Source organism: Mycetocola sp. Y442 (genome assembly GCF_056898615.1).
Genome location: NZ_JBXHBV010000003.1, coordinates 427,745 through 445,281, shown reverse-complemented (window position 1 = coordinate 445,281; position 17,537 = coordinate 427,745). Strand labels below are relative to the sequence as shown.

Sequence of the window (17,537 nt, the reverse complement as noted above, 5' to 3'; positions counted from 1 at the left end):
TGCGTCCGCGCTGCTCGGACGAAAACGGTTGCTGATCTTCGGAATCAGCAACCGTTTTCGTCGGAGCAAGCGAGCGGATGCCGCGGGGCGCGAGCCCCGCGCGGTCTACCTCTCGATCTTGTCGAGGTGCAGCATCGCGGCGAGGTTCTTGTCGAGCTCGTCGTCGCGGAAGACCTTCTTCCAGTCGTCCTTGATGATGTTCGACCGGCCGTAATCCATGGCGATCAGGCAGGCGTCGCTGAACGGGTTGTCACCACGGAGTCCGTTGGCGAGGGCGACCTGGGTGTGGCCGAGCAGGATCGACCGAGCAGCCGGCTCCGGCACGCCCATGGTGTTGACGGCCTCGTCCAGTGCTTCCTTGAGCAGGGCACCGATCATGCAAGCGATGGTCTCGACGAGGGTCGGCTCGAGCTGCGCGAGCTGCTTGATGGTGACCCAGTGCACGTCGATGACGGGCGCGTAGATCGCCCGGACGGTGGCCTCAACGATGGCCTTCTTCTCGGGGTCGTCCGATTCGATCGCCGCAATGGCATCCTGGGGTGCAGCAATCCCGCCGAAGGTGTCCGCGTACTCCTCCGGTGTGGTGCGCTGGAGGAAGATCGACGGGTGACACGGGTGCGCGACGGCCTGAATGACGTCGTCGCGGGTGGTCAGCAGACCGGCGTACGCGGCGGCGGGGTCAAGCGTGAGCACGATGGCACCCGACTTGAGCTGCGGAACGATCTCGGCCGTGACCGGGCCAAGCGCGAGGTCGGGCACGGCCAAAACGACGATGTCAGCGTCAGCGATGGCATCCGCGGTCTCGGTGAGTTCGCGACCTGCCGCGCGGACGCGGTCCTGCCCGACGGGGGAGTTCTCGCTGTAGAAGACCTTGTGGTCGGTCTTCGACAGGTTGTCGGAGACGCGGGTCCCCATCTTTCCTCCGGCACCGATCACGGCGATGGTGGGGTTGAAGTCGGTGGTGCTCATCGGTTTCTCCTCAGGTAATCCAGTGTGGTGGCTGTCCAGGCAATCTCCGCCTGGACGGTGGTTTCGGGGTCGCCCTGCCAGGGCAACCAGTGTTCGACGATCTCGTTGATGCCGCGGGCTTCTGGCTCGACGGTGTCGAGCAGGTGCCGGTAGTCGTGCAGTCCTTCACCCATCGGCGCGCCGCTGTAGGTGAAACCGACCCAGCCGTCCTGCCGCGCGAACGCGAAGTCCTTCACGTGCACGTTGCGGGTGAGGGCGGCGCACCGCTCGACGGCATCCTTCGGCAGTTCCAGACCGGCGACGACGTTCGCGGGGTCAAGGCAGATGCCGAGCCGGTCGCTGCCGACCCGCTCGACCAGCCCGACGAGGTCTGTCGTTGACACCTGCTCGTAGGTCTCGAGCGCGAGCGTCACACCGGCCGCGTCGAACGACGGCAGTATGTCGGTGAGGATCTGCTCCGCCTCATCAAGGCTCGGGCGGTGGTCCGGCCCGTAGAGCATGCTGCGAACGAGCGTCGCGTCGAAAATCTCCGCCAGGCGCAGGAACGACGTCAGGTGGCCGGGCTCAATGCCCTTGGTCCCCAGCTCGATCGTGAGCCCGAGGTTCCGGGATTCCGCGGCCGCTGCCGTGAGTTCGGCGTGGGACATCGACAGGAGCGGCGCGTAGTCGCAGATCTGGAACAGGTCGACACCGAGTTCGCGCGTGCGCTCGAACGCCCCGACCAGGCTGAGCGGTTCTGGCACCCGTGACGAGTGCTGCCAGAAGAAGGCATAGGTGCCGAGCCCGATCACGCCCGTGCCGCCGATCCTGCGAGCATCGCTGCTTCGTCGAGAACGGATGCCAGCGCTGCGGGGTCGTGCGCGAAACGGCCGAGGAACAACCCGTCGACGTCGGAACCGAGGGCGGTCAACAGGCCGGGGCCGGCGCTTCCGCCGTAGATCACCGCGCTGCCGTCGCGACCGTCCATCGAATTGATCGCACTGCGCAGCTCGGCGCACACGGTACGGATGTGCTCAGCGCTGGCAGGTTCTGCTGCGCCGATCGCCCAGACGGGTTCGTAGGCGACTATGACCCGGCCCGCCGGAGCGTCGGTGAGAGCGGAACGCAACTGACGAACTGCCTCGCTCGCCGCGGCATCCGCTTCTCCCTGAACAGTCTCGCCGATACAGAGAACGGGAGCGAGGCTGTTGCGGAGGGCCGCCGCGGTCTTGGCGGCCACGATCTCCTCGGTCTCGCCGAACAGTCGTCGTCGTTCTGCATGCCCGACCTCGACAACGCCGGCACCGATCTCGGCGAGCTCGGTGCCGCTGACCTCGCCGGTGTAGGCGCCGTTGTCCTCCCAGAACAGGTCCTGGGCGCCGACGACAACGCCGGTATCACCGAGTGTGTGGATCGCGGCGGGGATCGAGACGAAACTCGGGATGACGAAGAGTTCGACGTCCCCGTTCTTCAGCGACTCGTTGTCGCGACTCAGCTGAGCGACCTCCGAGAACCATTCGCGCGCGCGGGCATGCCCGAAGTACATCTTCAGGCTCACCCCAACGACGACGGGAGACATCAGCAGCTGCCGGTGGTCTCGTAGGTGTCGAGGACGGCAACCTTCTCAGCGCTCGCCGAGGTCTCGTCGAAACGGTAGGTCAGCCACTCGCGCACGAGACGGCGGGCCAGTTCTGCGCCGATCACGCGCTGCCCGAGGGCAAGCACCTGTGCGTTGTTCGAGAGCACGAGCCGCTCGACCGAGAAGCTGTCGTGCGCCACAGACGCACGGATGCCCTTGACCTTGCCCGCCGCCATCGCGACGCCCATGCCGGTTCCGCAGACGAGCAGGCCCCGGTCAGCGTCACCCGCGGCGATGGCCTCACCGACCGCGACTCCCACCCGCGGGTACGGCGTGTGGCCGTCGGCGTCGACGCCGACATCGGTGACGCTCTCGACCAGGTCGCTGGCGAGTAGGTCCTTCTTGAGCAGTTCCTTGTAGTCGTATCCGGCGTCGTCCGAGCCGATCACGATTCGCAGTTTGTCCATGATGTTCCTCTTCCTAGTGCTGTTGGGTGTCGATGAGGCGCGAGAGCCGCTGCGCGATGAGCGCGAACGAGTGTGCGCCGGCATCCGGTGTGCCGAGGCTTTTCTCGGCGTGCGGGCGAGCGCGGCCCATGCGGGGCAACAGGTCGGCGGTTGCGGCGGCAGCGTCGGTGGCGGCATCCGCAGCTCGCGACACGGCTGCGGTGAACGGGGCGCCGTTGGCGAGTTCGAGTGTGAGGGTGTCGCTGAACGGCACGATCGCGTCGACCATCGTCTTGTCACCGAGCTCCGCTTTTCCGAATTCACGGATGCCGCGGCTCGCGGCATCGACGCCGGCAGCGATCGATGCGCCGGTCGCGCCGGCATCGTCACCGAGCTGCCCGGCGATGGCACGGAGCGACAAGCCCCACAGTGCCCCCGAGGTTCCGCCGGCCCGGTCGGCCCACGCGTCGCCGGAGCGTTCGAGCAGGGTGCGGATGCCGGCACCCGCATCCCGCAGGTCGCCAGCGGCCGCTGCCGCAGCGCGAGCCCCGCGCTGCATGCCGATGCCGTGATCGCCATCGCCGGCGACCGCATCGATGCGGCCGAGTTCATCGACGTTCTCATCGATCACGTCGGCGAGGGCCTGCAATGCGGCCGCGGCGAACCGGGCCGACGCGCGTGACGCGGGCGAAGCATCCGGAATCTCGTCGATTTCAGTGATGATGTCGACGAGAACGGACTGCTCGGTCGCCGCGACGGTGCCCTTGCGGTAGGCCGGGGTATTCGCCGGTGCGCGCCAGAATGTTTCTAGTTCGTCGTCGAGCCAGAACAGGGTGAGCGACGCGCCGGCCATGTCGAAGCTCGTGACGAGTTCGCCGACCTCGGGGTCGACGACGGTGATGCCCGCATCGCTAAGCAGCTCGGCGACGCGGCGGTAGACCACGAAGAGTTCCTCGTATTTGACCGAGCCGAGGCCGTTGAGGATCACGCCGACGCGCTGGCCGTCGGCTGAATCGATGCCGTCGGGCAGCTCGGTGAGGAGTGTGGAGACGAAGAGTTCGGCGAGGCCTGCGGCGGTGGGGATGTCGGTTTCACCGATCCCCGGTTCGCCGTGGATGCCGATTCCCACGCCCATCCGGCCCTCGGGCACGGTGAAGAGCGGGGCCGTCGCGCCTGGCAGTGTGCAGCCGGTGAACGCGACGCCGAAGGAGCGGGTTCGTTCGTTGGCGTGGGCGGTGATGCGTTCGACGTCATCGAGTGAGTAACCGGCCTCGGATGCCGCAGCGGCGGTCTTGAGCACCGTCAGGTCGCCGGCGATGCCACGGCGTTTGCGCTTCTCGCCCACCGGCGCGCTCGCGATGTCATCGGTGACGACGACGGTGCGGCAGTCGATTCCCGCCGCGCGCAGGCGTTCCTGGGCCTGGCTGAAGTGGAGCACGTCGCCCGCGTAATTGCCGTAGCTGAGCAGGATGCCTCCGCCGAGGTCGGCGGCCGAGGCCACCGAGTGAACCTGCTGGGCTGACGGCGACGCGAAGAGGTTGCCGAGCGCGGCGCCGTGGGCGAGGCCCTGGCCGACGAGCCCGCCGAACGCCGGGTAGTGGCCGGAGCCACCACCGGTGACGACGGCGACCGAGCCTGGTTCGGACACAGTGCTCCTGATGACGCCACCGGGCACGCGCCGCACCTGCCCGGCGTTCGCGGCGACGAAACCGTCGATCATCTCGTCGGCGAACGCGGCAGGATCGTTGAAGAGGCGAGTCATGGGGAATGTGCTCCGAAGTGCTCGAGGGTGGGGGAGGGGATGCGGGGCGGTCGGGGAGTCGACCGCCCCGCCCTGGTTACTGCGCCAGCGCCTGTGCGTCGGTCTCGTCGACGACGGGACGCGTGGTGCGGCGTGCTCTCGAGAGGAGAAGCATGATCACGCCGGAGAGGGCCATGAAGCCACCGACGATGAACATGGGAACCTCGTAGTTGCCGGTCAGGTCGGCGACCGCACCGGTGATGTACGGCGCCGAGAAGCCAGCGAGGTTTCCGACGGTGTTGATCAGGGCGATGCCCGCTGCCGCTGCTGCACCGGTCAGGAACTGCGTCGGCAGGGTCCAGAAGTTGGGCAGGGCGGAGAAGATCGCCATGGCAGTGATCGCGATGATGGCGATCGTGGCGAACGGAGATCCCGCAAACAGCGCGAACGGAATGCTCAGTGCTCCGACGAACGCGGGAATCGCGATGTGCCACGTCTTCAAGCCGCGCTTCGTGGCATCCCGAGCCCAGAAATGCAGTGCGATGGCTGCCGGGATATACGGGACTGCCGTGATGAGCCCCTTCTGGAACGTATCGAACTCGGTGCCGAACTGTGCCTGGAAGCCCTCGATGATCGTCGGCAGGAAGAAACCGAGCGCGTAGAGGCCGTAGATGAAGCCGAAGTAAATGAACGAGAGTGCCCAGACGCGGCCGCTCTTGAACGCGTCACGGATGCGACCGTGTCCGCCGGTCTTCTGGGTGTGTGCGCGCTCGGACTCGAGGGCGTTGGTGAGCCAGACCTGCTCTTCCTTGGTCAGCCACTTCGCGTCAGCCGGGCGGTCCTTCAGGTAGAACCAGGCGACGAATCCGATGATGATCGCGGGGATCGCGACGCCAGCGAACATGAACCGCCAGCCCTCGAGGCCGAAGATGCCGTGCTGCTCGATGAGGATCGCGGCGAGGGGAGCACCGATGACCGTGGTGAGCGGCTGTGCCAGGTAGAAGAGGGCGAGGATCTTGGAGCGGTGAGCCGCTGGAACCCAGAGGCTCAGGAACAGGATGGCACCGGGGAAGAATCCCGCTTCGGCGACACCGAGGGCGAAGCGCAGAATGGCGAGGTGTTCAAAGCTGCCGACCCAGGTGAAGAGCAGGGCGACGATTCCCCAGCTCACCATGATGCGTGCGAGCCACTTGCGTGCGCCGAAGCGGTGCAGGGCGAGGTTCGACGGAACCTCGAGCAGGATGTAGCCGATGAAGAAGACGCCGGAGGCGAAACCGAACTGGGCTGCTGAAAGTCCCAGGTCTTCGTTCATGCCGTTCGGGGCGGCGAAACCGATGGCCGTACGGTCGAGGTAGTTGATGAAGAACATCAACGCCACGAACGGGACCAGCCGAACGGCGACCTTCTTAATGGCGGATTTTTCCACGTCGCTTTGCGGCGTGGGTTTGCGTGTGGTGGTGTCCACGTTGACTCCTTGGTGAGGAAGGGGGAGCGCGACGGCGGCAGGGCCGCATCATTCGCTCCCATGAGTATTCTGCGAAATGACCTTTCTGTCAACCGGTTGACCAATACCGGTCAACCGGTGATCCATTGTCGGGGCAGTTTTGCTAGCTTTGACCCATGCCGGCCTATCCGAATGACTCCTCCGCTGAGATCGCGGCATCTATGGGCACACTGAGCGGGGGAACGCCGGTGTCTGCGGTCGCCAAGCGGCTGCTCGAGATCTTCACTCGGGGCGACATTGAGCCCGGAACCCGCCTGCCGCCCGAGCGCCAGTTGTCGACCAGCCTCGGTGTCGGTCGCTCCGCGGTTCGCGAAGCGCTCGCCGCGCTCGAGCTGCTCGGGATCGTCGACGTGCGCCCCGGATCCGGCACCTATCTGCGCGGAACGGCCAGTGAGATGCTCCCGCAAACCCTGAGCTGGGGCCTCATGCTCGACGAGCCCCGCACCAGGGAGCTCATCGAGGTGCGCGGGGCGTTGGAGATTTACGCGGCGCGACTGGCGGCATCCCGAATCTCAGACGAAGCGCTCGGTCGGCTCGCCGATCACCTGGAAGACATGCGCAAGAACGTCGACAACCTCGGTGGCTTTGTCGAGGCGGACCTGCAGTTCCATCTCGAGCTGGCGCGGAGCATCGACAACATGGTGCTGCTCGACCTGTTGCAGAGCATCCGCTCGCTGTTGCGCGTGTGGGTCGATCGCGCGGTGCAGCAGCCCGAGCAGGCGCGGGTCGCCATCGATGAGCACGCCGCTGTGTACGCGGCGATAGCGACGCGCGATCCGGATGCCGCGGCATCCGCCATGGCCGTGCACATGAGCACAGCGGGTGACCGGCTCGCGAAGACCGTGGCGCCATGACCGGGCTGATCGCGGGTGAGCTCGAGAAGCTCTGGACCGGCGGCGAGTGGCTCGAGGGACCGCTCTGGTTGCCGCGCAGCGAGTCGGTGCGGTTCAGCGACATCCCGAACAACCGCATACTCGAGTTCGACCGTGCCACCGGTGAAACGCGCGTGCACCGCGACGACGTCGAGTACACCAACGGCCGCACCCTCGACCTCGAAGGCCGCGTCGTTCAGTGCAGCCACGGCCGTCGTGCTGTTGAGCGCGAGGTCGACGGTGAGGTCGAGGTGCTCGTCGATCGCTGGGCAGGTGGACGCTTCAACTCGCCGAATGACGTTGTGGTGGCATCCGACGGCACGATCTGGTTTACCGATCCGCCCTATGGGATTCAGGAGAGCGGGCGTGAGGGGCACCCGGGTGTCGAGGAGTACGGCGGATGCTTCGTGTTCCGTTTCGATCCCGCCACGGGCGTCGCGACGCCGGTGATCACCGACATGGTGCACCCGAACGGGCTGGCGTTCTCGCCCGACGAGAAGCTGCTTTACGTGGCCGACACCGGGGGAGAATCGGTGCGGCACATCCGTGTTTATGACGTGGCGACAGGAGACGGGCGCGTCTTCGTGAATCCCTCAGGGACCCCTGACGGATTCCGCGTGGATGCCCGGGGTCGGGTGTGGACCTCGTCGTCGGATGCCGTTCAAGTGTTCTCGTCGGACGGCGAACTGGAGTTGAATATCGCCGTACCCGAGGTCGCATCGAACCTGTGTTTTGGTGGACCGGACGGCTCCGAGCTCTACATCACGGCATCGACGAGCCTGTACCGCATCCGCACGACGCTGACGCCAGCGGTCGGATAGCAAACCCTTCGTTACGTTACGGCCATGTCAATTTCCTAACCGATCTCGGGTTTCCGGAGGTAGGGTGAGCGGATCGCAAAGGCCCAAACCCGAAGGGACGCTGATGCAACGCACAACGCTCACAATCGATGGTCATTCGCACGTGCTCGCGCAGGGAACGCAGTTGGGGGCGCTCAAAGCGGCGGCTGAAGAAGCGGTGCGCGCGGGGGGAAGGTTCATCGACCTCACGGTTGTGGGCAACGTCGCGGTCAGCGTACTGGTCAGCCCCGGCGTTGCTATTCACTTCACGACCCGTGAGGTCGCGGAAGACGAACGCGACACCGGCGAGCTCGCCGAGCCTTTCGACGACAGTCTTCACTGGGACATCGCCGACCTGTTCTGAGTCGGCCCTCTTCGGTTGCGTCAGAGGCGCATGCTGAGGACGTGGCGGACTGCGAGGTTCCCACCGTGGTGGTCAGCGACCCGGTGCATCCCGATCTTCTCGGCCACGCGACTCGACGCGTAATTGTCGGGGTGTACGATCGCCACCAGCTCCTCGGCGTCGGTGTGTTCGCGAGCGAAATCGCGGCACGCCGCTGCGGCTTCAGTCGCGAGTCCCTGCCCGTGAAGGGCGGAGCGCACGTGGTAGCCGACCTCGAGTTTCGGCACTCCGTTCACGTCCTGCCAGGTCAGTCCGCAATCGCCCACAAACTCACCGTCGATGGTCTCGATGATCCAGAGCCCGTAACCGTGATCGGCGTAGTTCCGCTGGTTCCAGTCGATCCAGGCGGCGGCCTCGGAGCGTGACTTCGGTGCCGGGTAAAAGCGCATCACGGCGGGGTCACCGAGCAGCGCGGCCATGGCGTCGAGATCGGCGTCGGTCATGGGGCGGAACCGCAAGCGGGCGGTGGGAGCGGGAAGCATCCTGCGACTCTAACGGCCGCCCGAGGCGCAATGTCGCGTGGGGCGGTGTCGCACGGTACCGTCGACGCGCTAGCGTAACCCCGTGGCCATGCACAGCATCCCCGAGGACTCAACGGATCGCCTCCGTCTGTGCCGCCCGCTGACGGATGACGCACCTGGGCTCTACGCGATTCTTAGTGATCCGCGCGTGTGGGCGCACTACCCATCGCTTCGCAACACAGCCATCACCCAGACGAAGGTCACCCTCGAGCGGTGGCTGCGGGGCTGGGATGCCGACGGCATCGGGACCTGGATCGCCCGCGAACATGGGTCTGACGCGATCGTCGGATATGGTGGCCCGTCCTCGCTCGGTGGTGTCGCCTGGAATCTGGGTTATCGGTTCGCCCCGGCGGCGCAGGGCCGAGGGCTGGCGACCGAACTTGGACGCCGGGCGCTCGAGCGAGCCGCATGCCTCAAGGGCAACCGCCCCGTGATCGCCTATCTGCTCGAAGAGAACGCCGCTTCGTCAGCGGTGGCTGAGAAACTCGGCTTGCGCCTCGTCGACAGGGGACCTGATGCGGGAAACCCCGACCCGTTGGCGGTGCGGCTCGTTTTCGCGGATCGGTCGCTGACGGCCAACGAGCTGGCGGCTGCCCGACAGTAGGGCGTGCCGTCACGGTGTCGCCACCGTGCCCGAGTCATCCGCCCGCATCAGCCGCACGCAGCATCTGCCGCCGTGTTCTCGTCATGGTTCTCAATGCGGTTGCAGGGCCGTAATAGGCTTTCAGCATGATCTCTCGTGAGGACCTGTCGACTCTGCCCATCGACGAGTACGCATTCCCCGGGCCGCTCCGGGACGCTCTCGTCGGCGCGATCCTCGACGGACGCAAGACCAGCACGACGTCGCTGGTCGCCGACTACGACCTGTCGGAGGAGCAGCTGCCCGTGATCGGCGAGCGTCGCGTTGTCGTCGACTCCTCCGAGAATCCCGTCTGCGTCACCGAGGTCACCGGTGTCCGCGTCGTGCCACTGGGCGAGGTCGACCTCGCCCACGCCATCGACGAGGGCGAGGGCTTCGAGACCGTCGCCGACTGGCGTGCCGGCCACGAGAAGTTCTGGCACGGCGCTGAATTCCGAGAGTGGATGCGCGACCCGGAGTTCACGGTGTCGGATGCCACTGAAGCGGTGCTGGTGCGATTCCACGTCACCGGCCGAGCCTGAGTAGCCCGCCCCTGGGTACCGGAGCGCTAGCGTAGGAGCGCGCTTCGATCTTCGGCGCACGTCGTTGTGGAGGAGTCGGCACCGTGGATAGCAAGACAGAAGCAGAACTCGAGCGTATTTTTGCCGCCCGCGATCGCGACAACATGGGGCCGACGATTGCGGCGTTGCTCCCGATCTACGAACAGCATCCGCACGATCCACGAGTTCTCTATGAGGTCGGCGGCGCGTACGACACCGCGGGTGATGAAGCGACGGCACTGGGTTTCTATGAGCGGGCGATGGCCGAGGGGCTCGAGGGCGACGTGCGCAGGCGGTGTTACCTGCAGCAGGGCAGCACGCTGAGGAACCTCGGGCGACTCGACGAGTCAATCGAACTCTTTGCGCGCGCTCGCCGCGAGTTCCCCGACTCGGTCTCGCTCGGCGCGTTCGAGGCGCTGACCCTGCACGCGGCCGGGAAAGCGAACACGGCGCTCGGGAGTCTCTTCACCCTGCTTGCGGAGCACGTCCACGCTGAGGAACTCGACAGGTACCAGGCCGCGCTTCGAGGGAACGCCGAGTACCTCGTCTCGCTCGACGCTCCCCGCTGAGCGGTCTGCTGCTGCCGAATTTCCCGACGGTGCCGCGTGACGGCATCCGCTGCTCGGCCTAAAATGGCTATTCGGTCATTGCTCGGACACAAAGAGCTGGACTTTCTCGAGACCAGCAGCCGTTTATGTCCGCGCACGACGCCCGCTGGGCGTGAGCGACCGTTTTCGTCCGAGCAAGGCCCGCTCGCGGGTGCGACCGGCGGCGCGCCTGTACGACTCGTCTGTATGACGGGGAACGTCTTACTGTTTCGGGGTTTCAGCGGTAGCGCGGGCCGTCTGCCGATGCCCGAACCGGAAGGGGTTCCGATGCGCCGCACGATCCTCACGGTCGAGGGGAACTCCTACGTGCTTGCGCAGGGAACCGACGCGGCTGCGGTGAAGGCCGAGGTCGAACGCGCGGTGGTCTCCGGCGGCCGCTTCGTCGATCTGACGATGGTGGGAGACGCTGTCGTGAGCGTCCTGATCAGCCCGGGCGTCGCGGTCACGCTCGCCACGCTCGACGTTCCTGACGACGATTCAGACACGGATCACGGGGCGACGTTCGAGGATCACTCCACCTGGGACATCGCCGATCTGCTCTGACCGGCCGAACCGCCACGTCGGAGTCGACCTGGGGGCGCGCCTCGGGTTACCGCTTTGCCGTCGTGGGTTCGTCGGGCTCCGGGACTACCCGCAGGCCCGCCGGAGAGTTAGCCAGCCTGACGAGTTCTTCCACCCAGGCCCGATTGAGCTGAGGCTCCCGGCTCCCCACGAAGTCGAACTGGAGCGGGATGGTGGGGTGGATCCAGATCGAGCTGTGTCCGCTGCCCGAGGCAACTGTGTAGTCCCAGGAGAACGTGAAGCTCTCACCGCGTCGCACCTTCGACAAAATGACGACCTTGAGGTGAGCGAGCACCCGATCGTCGAACTCGACGGAGATCGACGGGGTTCCGTAGATGAATTTGCCCATGAATTACTGTCCCAGCCCTGCGTCGAGCTCGTCCATGATCTGATTGAAGTCTTCGGCGGTCTGGCCGGCACCGGTGCCCTCCTCTTCCACGGTCCCTCTGATGCCGACCTGCGGCATTTCGGGAACGGGAAAGCGTCGCGCTTCTTCCTCGGCGGTGATGCCGCCCACGTCGGCGACGTCGAACTGACTGGCCTTGCTGAGCAGGAGGGTGTGGACGGAGGTCTCGCCGTGTTTTTCGAGGACAGTGATATCGACGGTGACGCTGTGTTCTGCGTCTGCCACCGTTGTCGTGTACTCGAGAAGCGCCGCCGTGATGGCATTGCCCGTGACGAAAGACCCGCCACTGTGTGTGATGCGCTTCATGCGTCCGACCATACGCCATGCATGCGCCGTCGGAAAACCGCACGAGCGGGGCGGATGCTGCCGCTCAGCCCTGCGGCATCCGCTCTGCTTGACCGCAAACGGTTGTTCGCGCCCTGTCCGGCCGAAAATGGTCGGGATTCCTCAGGAACAGCGACCATTTGTGGCCGAGCGTGGCTCCCCCATGGGCGAGGATGGGGCGCATGGAAGAGCGATTCGAGTGGGTGGCCGATGTCTCGCGGGGCGAATGGCTTCGTTCGATGGAGGTTGAGCGTTTTGGCAGCATCCTGTCGATCGTCCCGCGCGGGTTTGAGGCGTACGCGCGCGTGTTCCATCCCGTCGAGCGTGATCGACCGCGTGCCACGGAGACGTGGCTGGGCGTCACCGAGCCGACCTGCGTCGCCGACATCGCGGCGTCGCTCGAGACCGAGCGCGCGACCTGGGCGCAGGCGGCCGAGTCCTTCGGCACAACCATGCACGCTGAAGCGCAATACGCTCGCCTCGTGCGCCGCGACTCCGACAGTATCGACGGCGTCGTAAGCCCCGACGGCTGGCGCTATGGCTCCACCAGCCAGGGCAGCCTCGATGCTGGGTCGGTCGCAACGGCATCCGCGGTTCTCGCTCGGCACACAACGACACCGGATGGCGGTATCGCCGCGATCTGGGAGGGCTGGGGTGGCCTCGTAAGCTCGGACGGCTTTGCTACCCTCACGCTGGTGGGGAGCGACGGGCCGCGCGTCCGGCCGGACGCCGAATCGGGACCGGGCTCCGGACTGCTGGGGCGCGAGGTTGCGGCAGGGCCACGATTTCATTTGCACGGTGACACCGGGCGACACTACGTGCTGTTCGAGGTCGGGGCGAACGACCTGGCGGATGCCGCGTGGCCGGGTCTAGCGCCGTGGGTACGCGAGGTCATGTGGGCGCAATCGCCCAGCATCCTGTGGCCCGACGATCACTCGTGGGTACTCGCCACCGAGATCGACTTCGACTCGACACTGGTTGCCGGAACCCACGAGCTCATCCGGGAACTCGTGCGAACGCCGGGACTCGAGGTGTTGCCGATCCGCACCGACGCCGACCTGACCTGGGATGGCGACGGGATCAATCGCCCGCAGTGAGAGCGGTCAGATTGCCTCGTCGAGAAGCCAGTGAGGCCGAGCGGCTCGGCGGCAGACCGCGCCCGCCACCGCGATGGTGGCGGGCGCGGGGCCGCTGAGTTCCGTCAGCGCACCGGACGCAGCGGAGCAACATCCCACTCGTCGTTCGACATGCGGAGGATGGCGACAGAGACCAGTGCGAAGCACACCGTCGTAAGGCCCCACCCCAGGGTCACGTCGAGCAGACGGTTGGGCACGATCACTGCAGCGACGAAATGGATCGGCTGCGACAGGGCGAGGCCGATGGCCACCCAGCGATTGACGACCCTTGCCTTGCCGACGGCGATCGCGAGCAGGACGGTGCCAACGATGTGGCCGAAAATCCAGCTGATTCCGGTCACTGTGGCCAACGGGGCTGCGAGCATGACCTCGTTGACACGGAGGATGGTGGCCGCGTCGATGCCCGCGGCGCCCAATGTGACCGTCATAAAGTCAGCGTTGCCCGCCGCTCCCCAGTTGGCATAGGCGAGGAACGTGACGATCGTGCCGATTGTCGCGAGCACTGGAGCCGCTCTCCGGGCGAGATAGCCGAGGGTGAGGACTCCCACCAGCATCGACGGGAACATGATGAGTCCGAACCAGGAGCCAAGGACTATGGAGTCCGGATGCTCCAGAACGCTGGTGATGATCGCCTCGCCGTCCTGGTCGGTCCAGTACGGCATCGTCGCGCGACCGATGGTGATTCCCAACGGGCCGATCGGCAAAAGTATCGCGATGGTAGTCCGCCAAAAACGCCGGAGGTCGCGCGGCGGCTTCACGGCGACGTCACTCGGTGCCGCGGACGGGGATGTGGTGCGGGTCATGACAACTCCTTGAATCGGGCGGACCGAGTCCGCTGCGGCGAGCCCGTGACACCGGGCTCGGCGGGCCGATGGCCCACATCCACTCTTGAACCGGCCGCTCGGGCGCACCACAGTGCTGGCACCGGAATCGGTATCCGTGCCAGCACCGATGCGCAGGCTCCAGTGCGGTCATAGGCTGAACGTGTGTCGTGGCTCCGCGCCGTATCTCTCGCAGCCGTGGCCATCACCGTTGCCGCTGTTGCGGTCGGCGTGGCCGGGCTCTCCCGTCACGCAACCCCCGATTCTGCCCAGTGGTTCGTCCTCGGCCTGGTGGCCGGCCTGCCCTGCCTGGTGCTCGGTTTCGCCATCACCCGGAGGGCCCAGTTCGCTCGCATCGGTGTTCTGCTGATGTTCCCCGGCGTCGCCGTGATCTCCTCTGCCGCGTTTGACGCCTATGTCGCTGCCGCCCTCGAGCAGCCGGGCGACCTGCCGCTCGACACCGCGACCGTCGCGCTCTCCCAGGGGGCGTGGATGCTCTTCTTCATCCCGTGGGGCTGGCTGTTGCTCGTTTTCCCCGATGGACGATTCCGGTCAGCCTTCGACCGCGCCGTCGCCGTGGCGCTCCCCGTGATCGCCGTGGTGTTCTCGGTGTTGGCCGCTGTTTCCCCAGGACCGTATGCCGCCCCGTACGCGGCCATCGAGCATCCGTTTGGGGATGTTCCCGGTGCTGATATTGCGGGTGTCGCGCTCCTGCCCCTCTTTCTCGCTCTCCTGATCTGTTGTGTGGTCTCAGCGGTTCGCCGATTTCGCGCGGGTTCACCTCTGGTCCGCCGCCAATTACGGTGGCTCGCGCTCGCCGGCTGGGTCGTACCCGGTGCGCTCGCCGTCGCGTGGGTCTGTTATCTCGCCCTCGGCGTGAACGTCATCGCCCTGAGCCTCTTGATCATCTACCTCGCCGTGCCAGCGGCGGTTACCGTCGCGCTGCTTCGGTTGGATGACTATGACGTCCAACGGGTGCTCGTCCGCGGGACCGTACTCGCTCTACTCGCAGCGGCGCTCGCGGCCGTTCTCGGCCTGACCCTGCCGGTCATCCAGACGTTCGCGGTGAACTCCCCGGTGCCAGCGGTTGCCGTGACCGTCGTGGCCGTGCTGCTTCTCGTCCGTCTGCGCCCGTCACTCGAACGCGTCGTCGGGGCGTGGATGTACCCGATCGCCGACCGCACGTTTCGCGCGATTTCCGACCTGGAAGCGCGGGTTTACGCGGGGGATGCGGTGCCCGAGGAGCTGGAGGGTGTGTTGCGCGATGCCCTCGGCGACCCGAACTTCCGCCTGGGATATCTGTTGCCGGGGAGCGAGGTCATGGTGGGCGCTGACGGCGGTCGGCTCCTGGTGAGCGACGACGCCCCGCGGATTACATTCGCGGGCCAGCCGATCGGTGCCCTCGTCCTGTCTGACAAGCAAGCGCTGCCGGTCCGGGAGATCGCGGATGCGGTCACTGTTCTCACCGAGATGTCCCGGCTCCGGCTCGAGCTGGCCCAGGCGTTTCGCGAGGTCGACGCCAGTCGGACGAGACTGCTTCGCGCCGGTTACGAGGAACGCGAGAGGCTGGAGAGGGATCTCCACGACGGTGCGCAGCAACGACTCGTTGCGGTCGGAATGTCGTTGCGACTGACCCAGCGCCACCTGCCCGTCGATTCCCAGCTCGTGCACGACGCCCTCGACGAGGCGGTGGCCGAACTCGGGCAGGCGGTGCTTGAACTCCGACAGATCGCTCACGGACTCCGCCCCAGCAGCCTCGACGATGGGCTCCCTGCGGCACTGGCACATCTCTCCGACTCGGCGCCGCTTCCTGTCGACCTCGAACTGGATACCGGAGATCTTCCGGATGCCGTCAGCACCACCGCTTATTTTGTCGCCAGCGAGAGCGTTGCCAATGCGGTCAAACACGGAGGGGCGACCCGGATCCGTCTTCGCGTGGCCCGATCTGGCGAAACCCTCGCCATTCGCGTGAGCGACGATGGACATGGCGGCGCAACGCTGCGTCCCGGCGGTGGACTCGTCGGCCTGCAGGACAGGGTTCAGGCGCTCGGAGGCTCCCTGCGCCTGACGAGCGATCGGGGATCAGGCACCACCATCGAGGCGGAGCTGCCATGCGGTTGGTGATCGGGGAGGATTCGCTGCTCTTTCGTGAGGGGCTCGCCAGACTGCTCAGTGATGTGGGGAACGATGTCGTTGCAACGGCATCCGACGCCCCATCCGCCCTTGACGCGGTGCTGCACCACGAGCCGGATGTTGCCATTCTGGATATCCGGATGCCGCCTGACCATACCGATGACGGTGCGCGTGCGGCCCGGCAGCTGCGGAGCGAGCGGCCTGAGATCGGGATCATGCTGCTGTCGCAACACGTCGAGACGCGTAACTCGCTCGAACTCATCGCGACCGGTCGGTTCGGCTATCTCCTGAAAGATCGGGTGCTCGACCTCCACGGTTTCCTCGACGCGCTGCGCCGGGTCGCTGAGGGCGGGACCGCGCTTGACCCCGAGGTGGTAGCGCGGTTGGTGTCCTCGCGCCAGGCTGACGATCGACTCTCCGCACTGACGCCGCGGGAGCGCGAGGTGCTGAGCCAAATGGCAGAGGGCCATAGCAACGTCGGGATTGCGCGCCACCTGCACCTGACCGAGCGCACCGTCGAAAGCCACATCAACGGCATCCTGGGCAAACTGGAGGTGACGAGCACGGTGGAGCACCACCGGCGGGTGCTCGCGGTCATCGCCTATCTGGATGCCCAGAAGTGACTCTCGCGTGCCGCCGGTTCAGTCGACGTGATCCTGCCAGGTTCCATCGAGAACCTCGGCCGCATGACGGCGCTCAGTCTCCGAAACGGACTCACCAATGAAACTGGCGACGAGCCAGTCCGACCGATAGGCGGCTGAACCGAGCGCTCGCGCGGCGGCCGCCGCGGCGTCCTGGGTGTCGAACTTCATCAGCACCATGTCGGCAGTGCCCCAGGCGGAAACGCAGCGAACCTCCGAATCGCAACTCGTTGCGGTCACATCCGTGGCGCCGGTGAGGAGCGCAATGCTGGGTGGCTGGTCCTCGGCCCCGACGAAGTCCTCGGGCTGAAGGTCGACGCGGGAGTCCCGGAGGAACAACCAACTGGCGAAAATAATGAGACCGAGAACGGATGCCGTCACGGCCCATCTGGCGACCGCGCGGCTTCTGGGCGGTAGCGGGGCGAGAGCGGACACGACTGCAATGCTGGCAGCGATTTCCGCACCCGGCAACCGAGTGGGGCATCCCGGGCGCCCAGACGAGGAGCTGTTCGGCCCTCCGACCGTTCAATCGGTGGCGGGAGGGCCGAACGTGGGCGCTGGGACTCGGGTACCTGGCATCTAGCTCTGGCGGTTCGGGGTTCCGGACAGTCGCGCCATCTCCGACTCCACCCGGGCGTCACGGATGGCGAACAAACGCCCACCGAACACCGCGATTGCCGCCACGATCACGGCGACCGCCCAGCCGAGGATTGGCCAGATCGGCCAGAAGTATCCGTCAGGTGTGGTCAGAGTCCAGATGAGGACCATCGCCAGCGACGCGATAACCCAGATCGCGACAATGGCGGTGAATATCCTGCGTGCGACGATGTTGCGGCGAGCACGTCGGCGGATGTCGATGTCTTCGTTCATGTCAA

The 17,537-nt window shown here is 66.2% G+C and carries 22 protein-coding genes; 10 read left to right on the top strand and 12 right to left on the bottom strand.

Annotated elements, in window-relative coordinates; all coding sequences use genetic code 11:
- Nucleotides 1-105: 105 nt before the first annotated feature.
- The 6 genes from AC1X6S_RS13690 to AC1X6S_RS13665 all read right to left on the bottom strand — a co-directional run bounded on the left by AC1X6S_RS13690 (nucleotide 106) and on the right by AC1X6S_RS13665 (nucleotide 6,179).
- Nucleotides 106-969 (bottom strand): phosphogluconate dehydrogenase C-terminal domain-containing protein, encoded by an 864-nt coding sequence (locus tag AC1X6S_RS13690; RefSeq protein WP_483406304.1) that lies wholly within the window; start codon nucleotides 967-969, stop codon nucleotides 106-108.
- Nucleotides 966-1,760 (bottom strand): sugar phosphate isomerase/epimerase family protein, encoded by a 795-nt coding sequence (locus AC1X6S_RS13685; protein WP_483406303.1) that lies wholly within the window; start codon nucleotides 1,758-1,760, stop codon nucleotides 966-968. The genes AC1X6S_RS13690 and AC1X6S_RS13685 overlap by 4 nt, the downstream gene beginning before the upstream one ends.
- Nucleotides 1,757-2,527 carry a triose-phosphate isomerase family protein gene (locus tag AC1X6S_RS13680; RefSeq protein ID WP_483406302.1) on the bottom strand — a complete coding sequence of 257 codons (771 nt, stop codon included), beginning with the start codon at nucleotides 2,525-2,527 and terminating at the stop codon, nucleotides 1,757-1,759. The genes AC1X6S_RS13685 and AC1X6S_RS13680 overlap by 4 nt, the downstream gene beginning before the upstream one ends.
- Nucleotides 2,527-2,997: a ribose-5-phosphate isomerase gene (locus AC1X6S_RS13675; RefSeq protein WP_483406714.1), complete on the bottom strand. Its 471-nt coding sequence runs from the start codon at nucleotides 2,995-2,997 to the stop codon at nucleotides 2,527-2,529. The genes AC1X6S_RS13680 and AC1X6S_RS13675 overlap by 1 nt, the downstream gene beginning before the upstream one ends.
- 10 nt (nucleotides 2,998-3,007) lie before the next feature.
- Nucleotides 3,008-4,735: a dihydroxyacetone kinase family protein gene (locus AC1X6S_RS13670; protein WP_483406301.1), complete on the bottom strand. Its 1,728-nt coding sequence runs from the start codon at nucleotides 4,733-4,735 to the stop codon at nucleotides 3,008-3,010.
- Between the two features lie 76 nt (nucleotides 4,736-4,811).
- Nucleotides 4,812-6,179 carry an MFS transporter gene (locus AC1X6S_RS13665; protein ID WP_483406300.1) on the bottom strand — a complete coding sequence of 456 codons (1,368 nt, stop codon included), beginning with the start codon at nucleotides 6,177-6,179 and terminating at the stop codon, nucleotides 4,812-4,814.
- 155 nt (nucleotides 6,180-6,334) lie between these two features.
- Between AC1X6S_RS13665 and AC1X6S_RS13660 the strand changes: the two genes are divergently transcribed.
- From AC1X6S_RS13660 to AC1X6S_RS13650, 3 genes are all read left to right on the top strand, one after another.
- Nucleotides 6,335-7,072, top strand: coding sequence for a FadR/GntR family transcriptional regulator (locus AC1X6S_RS13660; RefSeq protein WP_483406299.1), 738 nt, complete (start codon nucleotides 6,335-6,337; stop codon nucleotides 7,070-7,072).
- Nucleotides 7,069-7,911 carry an SMP-30/gluconolactonase/LRE family protein gene (locus AC1X6S_RS13655; RefSeq protein ID WP_483406298.1) on the top strand — a complete coding sequence of 281 codons (843 nt, stop codon included), beginning with the start codon at nucleotides 7,069-7,071 and terminating at the stop codon, nucleotides 7,909-7,911. The genes AC1X6S_RS13660 and AC1X6S_RS13655 overlap by 4 nt, the downstream gene beginning before the upstream one ends.
- A 103-nt stretch (nucleotides 7,912-8,014) precedes the next feature.
- On the top strand, nucleotides 8,015-8,293 hold the full coding sequence (locus tag AC1X6S_RS13650; protein WP_483406297.1) for a hypothetical protein: 279 nt from the start codon (nucleotides 8,015-8,017) through the stop codon (nucleotides 8,291-8,293).
- Between the two features lie 20 nt (nucleotides 8,294-8,313).
- Here the strand turns inward: AC1X6S_RS13650 and AC1X6S_RS13645 are convergent, their stop codons facing one another.
- Nucleotides 8,314-8,814, bottom strand: coding sequence for a GNAT family N-acetyltransferase (locus AC1X6S_RS13645; RefSeq protein WP_483406296.1), 501 nt, complete (start codon nucleotides 8,812-8,814; stop codon nucleotides 8,314-8,316).
- Between the two features lie 88 nt (nucleotides 8,815-8,902).
- Between AC1X6S_RS13645 and AC1X6S_RS13640 the strand changes: the two genes are divergently transcribed.
- The 4 genes from AC1X6S_RS13640 (at nucleotide 8,903) to AC1X6S_RS13625 (ending at nucleotide 11,183) form a co-directional block, all read left to right on the top strand.
- On the top strand, nucleotides 8,903-9,457 hold the full coding sequence (locus AC1X6S_RS13640; protein ID WP_483406713.1) for a GNAT family N-acetyltransferase: 555 nt from the start codon (nucleotides 8,903-8,905) through the stop codon (nucleotides 9,455-9,457).
- Nucleotides 9,458-9,582: 125 nt separating this feature from the next.
- Nucleotides 9,583-10,014, top strand: a complete 432-nt coding sequence (locus AC1X6S_RS13635) for an ASCH domain-containing protein (protein ID WP_483406295.1) — start codon at nucleotides 9,583-9,585, stop codon at nucleotides 10,012-10,014.
- An 83-nt stretch (nucleotides 10,015-10,097) separates the two neighbouring features.
- A complete protein-coding gene (locus AC1X6S_RS13630; RefSeq protein ID WP_483406294.1) occupies nucleotides 10,098-10,601 on the top strand; it encodes a tetratricopeptide repeat protein in 504 nt (167 codons plus the stop codon).
- Nucleotides 10,602-10,907: 306 nt separating this feature from the next.
- Nucleotides 10,908-11,183: a hypothetical protein gene (locus tag AC1X6S_RS13625; protein WP_483406293.1), complete on the top strand. Its 276-nt coding sequence runs from the start codon at nucleotides 10,908-10,910 to the stop codon at nucleotides 11,181-11,183.
- Nucleotides 11,184-11,229: 46 nt separating this feature from the next.
- On the opposite strand, the gene AC1X6S_RS13620 is transcribed toward AC1X6S_RS13625, so the two are convergent.
- Together AC1X6S_RS13620 and AC1X6S_RS13615 are read right to left on the bottom strand one after the other, a co-directional pair.
- On the bottom strand, nucleotides 11,230-11,550 hold the full coding sequence (locus tag AC1X6S_RS13620) for a DUF7882 family protein (protein ID WP_483406292.1): 321 nt from the start codon (nucleotides 11,548-11,550) through the stop codon (nucleotides 11,230-11,232).
- Between the two features lie 3 nt (nucleotides 11,551-11,553).
- Nucleotides 11,554-11,913: a hypothetical protein gene (locus AC1X6S_RS13615; RefSeq protein WP_483406291.1), complete on the bottom strand. Its 360-nt coding sequence runs from the start codon at nucleotides 11,911-11,913 to the stop codon at nucleotides 11,554-11,556.
- A 200-nt stretch (nucleotides 11,914-12,113) separates the two neighbouring features.
- Here AC1X6S_RS13615 and AC1X6S_RS13610 point away from each other — a divergent pair, with 200 nt between their 5' ends.
- Nucleotides 12,114-13,028: a hypothetical protein gene (locus AC1X6S_RS13610; protein ID WP_483406290.1), complete on the top strand. Its 915-nt coding sequence runs from the start codon at nucleotides 12,114-12,116 to the stop codon at nucleotides 13,026-13,028.
- 104 nt (nucleotides 13,029-13,132) lie between these two features.
- On the opposite strand, the gene AC1X6S_RS13605 is transcribed toward AC1X6S_RS13610, so the two are convergent.
- A complete protein-coding gene (locus AC1X6S_RS13605) occupies nucleotides 13,133-13,870 on the bottom strand; it encodes a DUF4386 family protein (protein WP_483406289.1) in 738 nt (245 codons plus the stop codon).
- Between the two features lie 183 nt (nucleotides 13,871-14,053).
- On the opposite strand from AC1X6S_RS13605, the gene AC1X6S_RS13600 reads away from it, so the two are divergent.
- Together AC1X6S_RS13600 and AC1X6S_RS13595 are read left to right on the top strand one after the other, a co-directional pair.
- A complete protein-coding gene (locus AC1X6S_RS13600) occupies nucleotides 14,054-16,012 on the top strand; it encodes a sensor histidine kinase (RefSeq protein ID WP_483406288.1) in 1,959 nt (652 codons plus the stop codon).
- A complete protein-coding gene (locus tag AC1X6S_RS13595; RefSeq protein WP_483406287.1) occupies nucleotides 16,000-16,644 on the top strand; it encodes a response regulator in 645 nt (214 codons plus the stop codon). The genes AC1X6S_RS13600 and AC1X6S_RS13595 overlap by 13 nt, the downstream gene beginning before the upstream one ends.
- 18 nt (nucleotides 16,645-16,662) lie before the next feature.
- Here the strand turns inward: AC1X6S_RS13595 and AC1X6S_RS13590 are convergent, their stop codons facing one another.
- Together AC1X6S_RS13590 and AC1X6S_RS13585 are read right to left on the bottom strand one after the other, a co-directional pair.
- On the bottom strand, nucleotides 16,663-17,097 hold the full coding sequence (locus AC1X6S_RS13590) for a hypothetical protein (protein WP_483406286.1): 435 nt from the start codon (nucleotides 17,095-17,097) through the stop codon (nucleotides 16,663-16,665).
- Nucleotides 17,098-17,241: 144 nt separating this feature from the next.
- Nucleotides 17,242-17,532, bottom strand: a complete 291-nt coding sequence (locus AC1X6S_RS13585) for a 2TM domain-containing protein (RefSeq protein ID WP_483406285.1) — start codon at nucleotides 17,530-17,532, stop codon at nucleotides 17,242-17,244.
- Nucleotides 17,533-17,537: the final 5 nt, after the last annotated feature.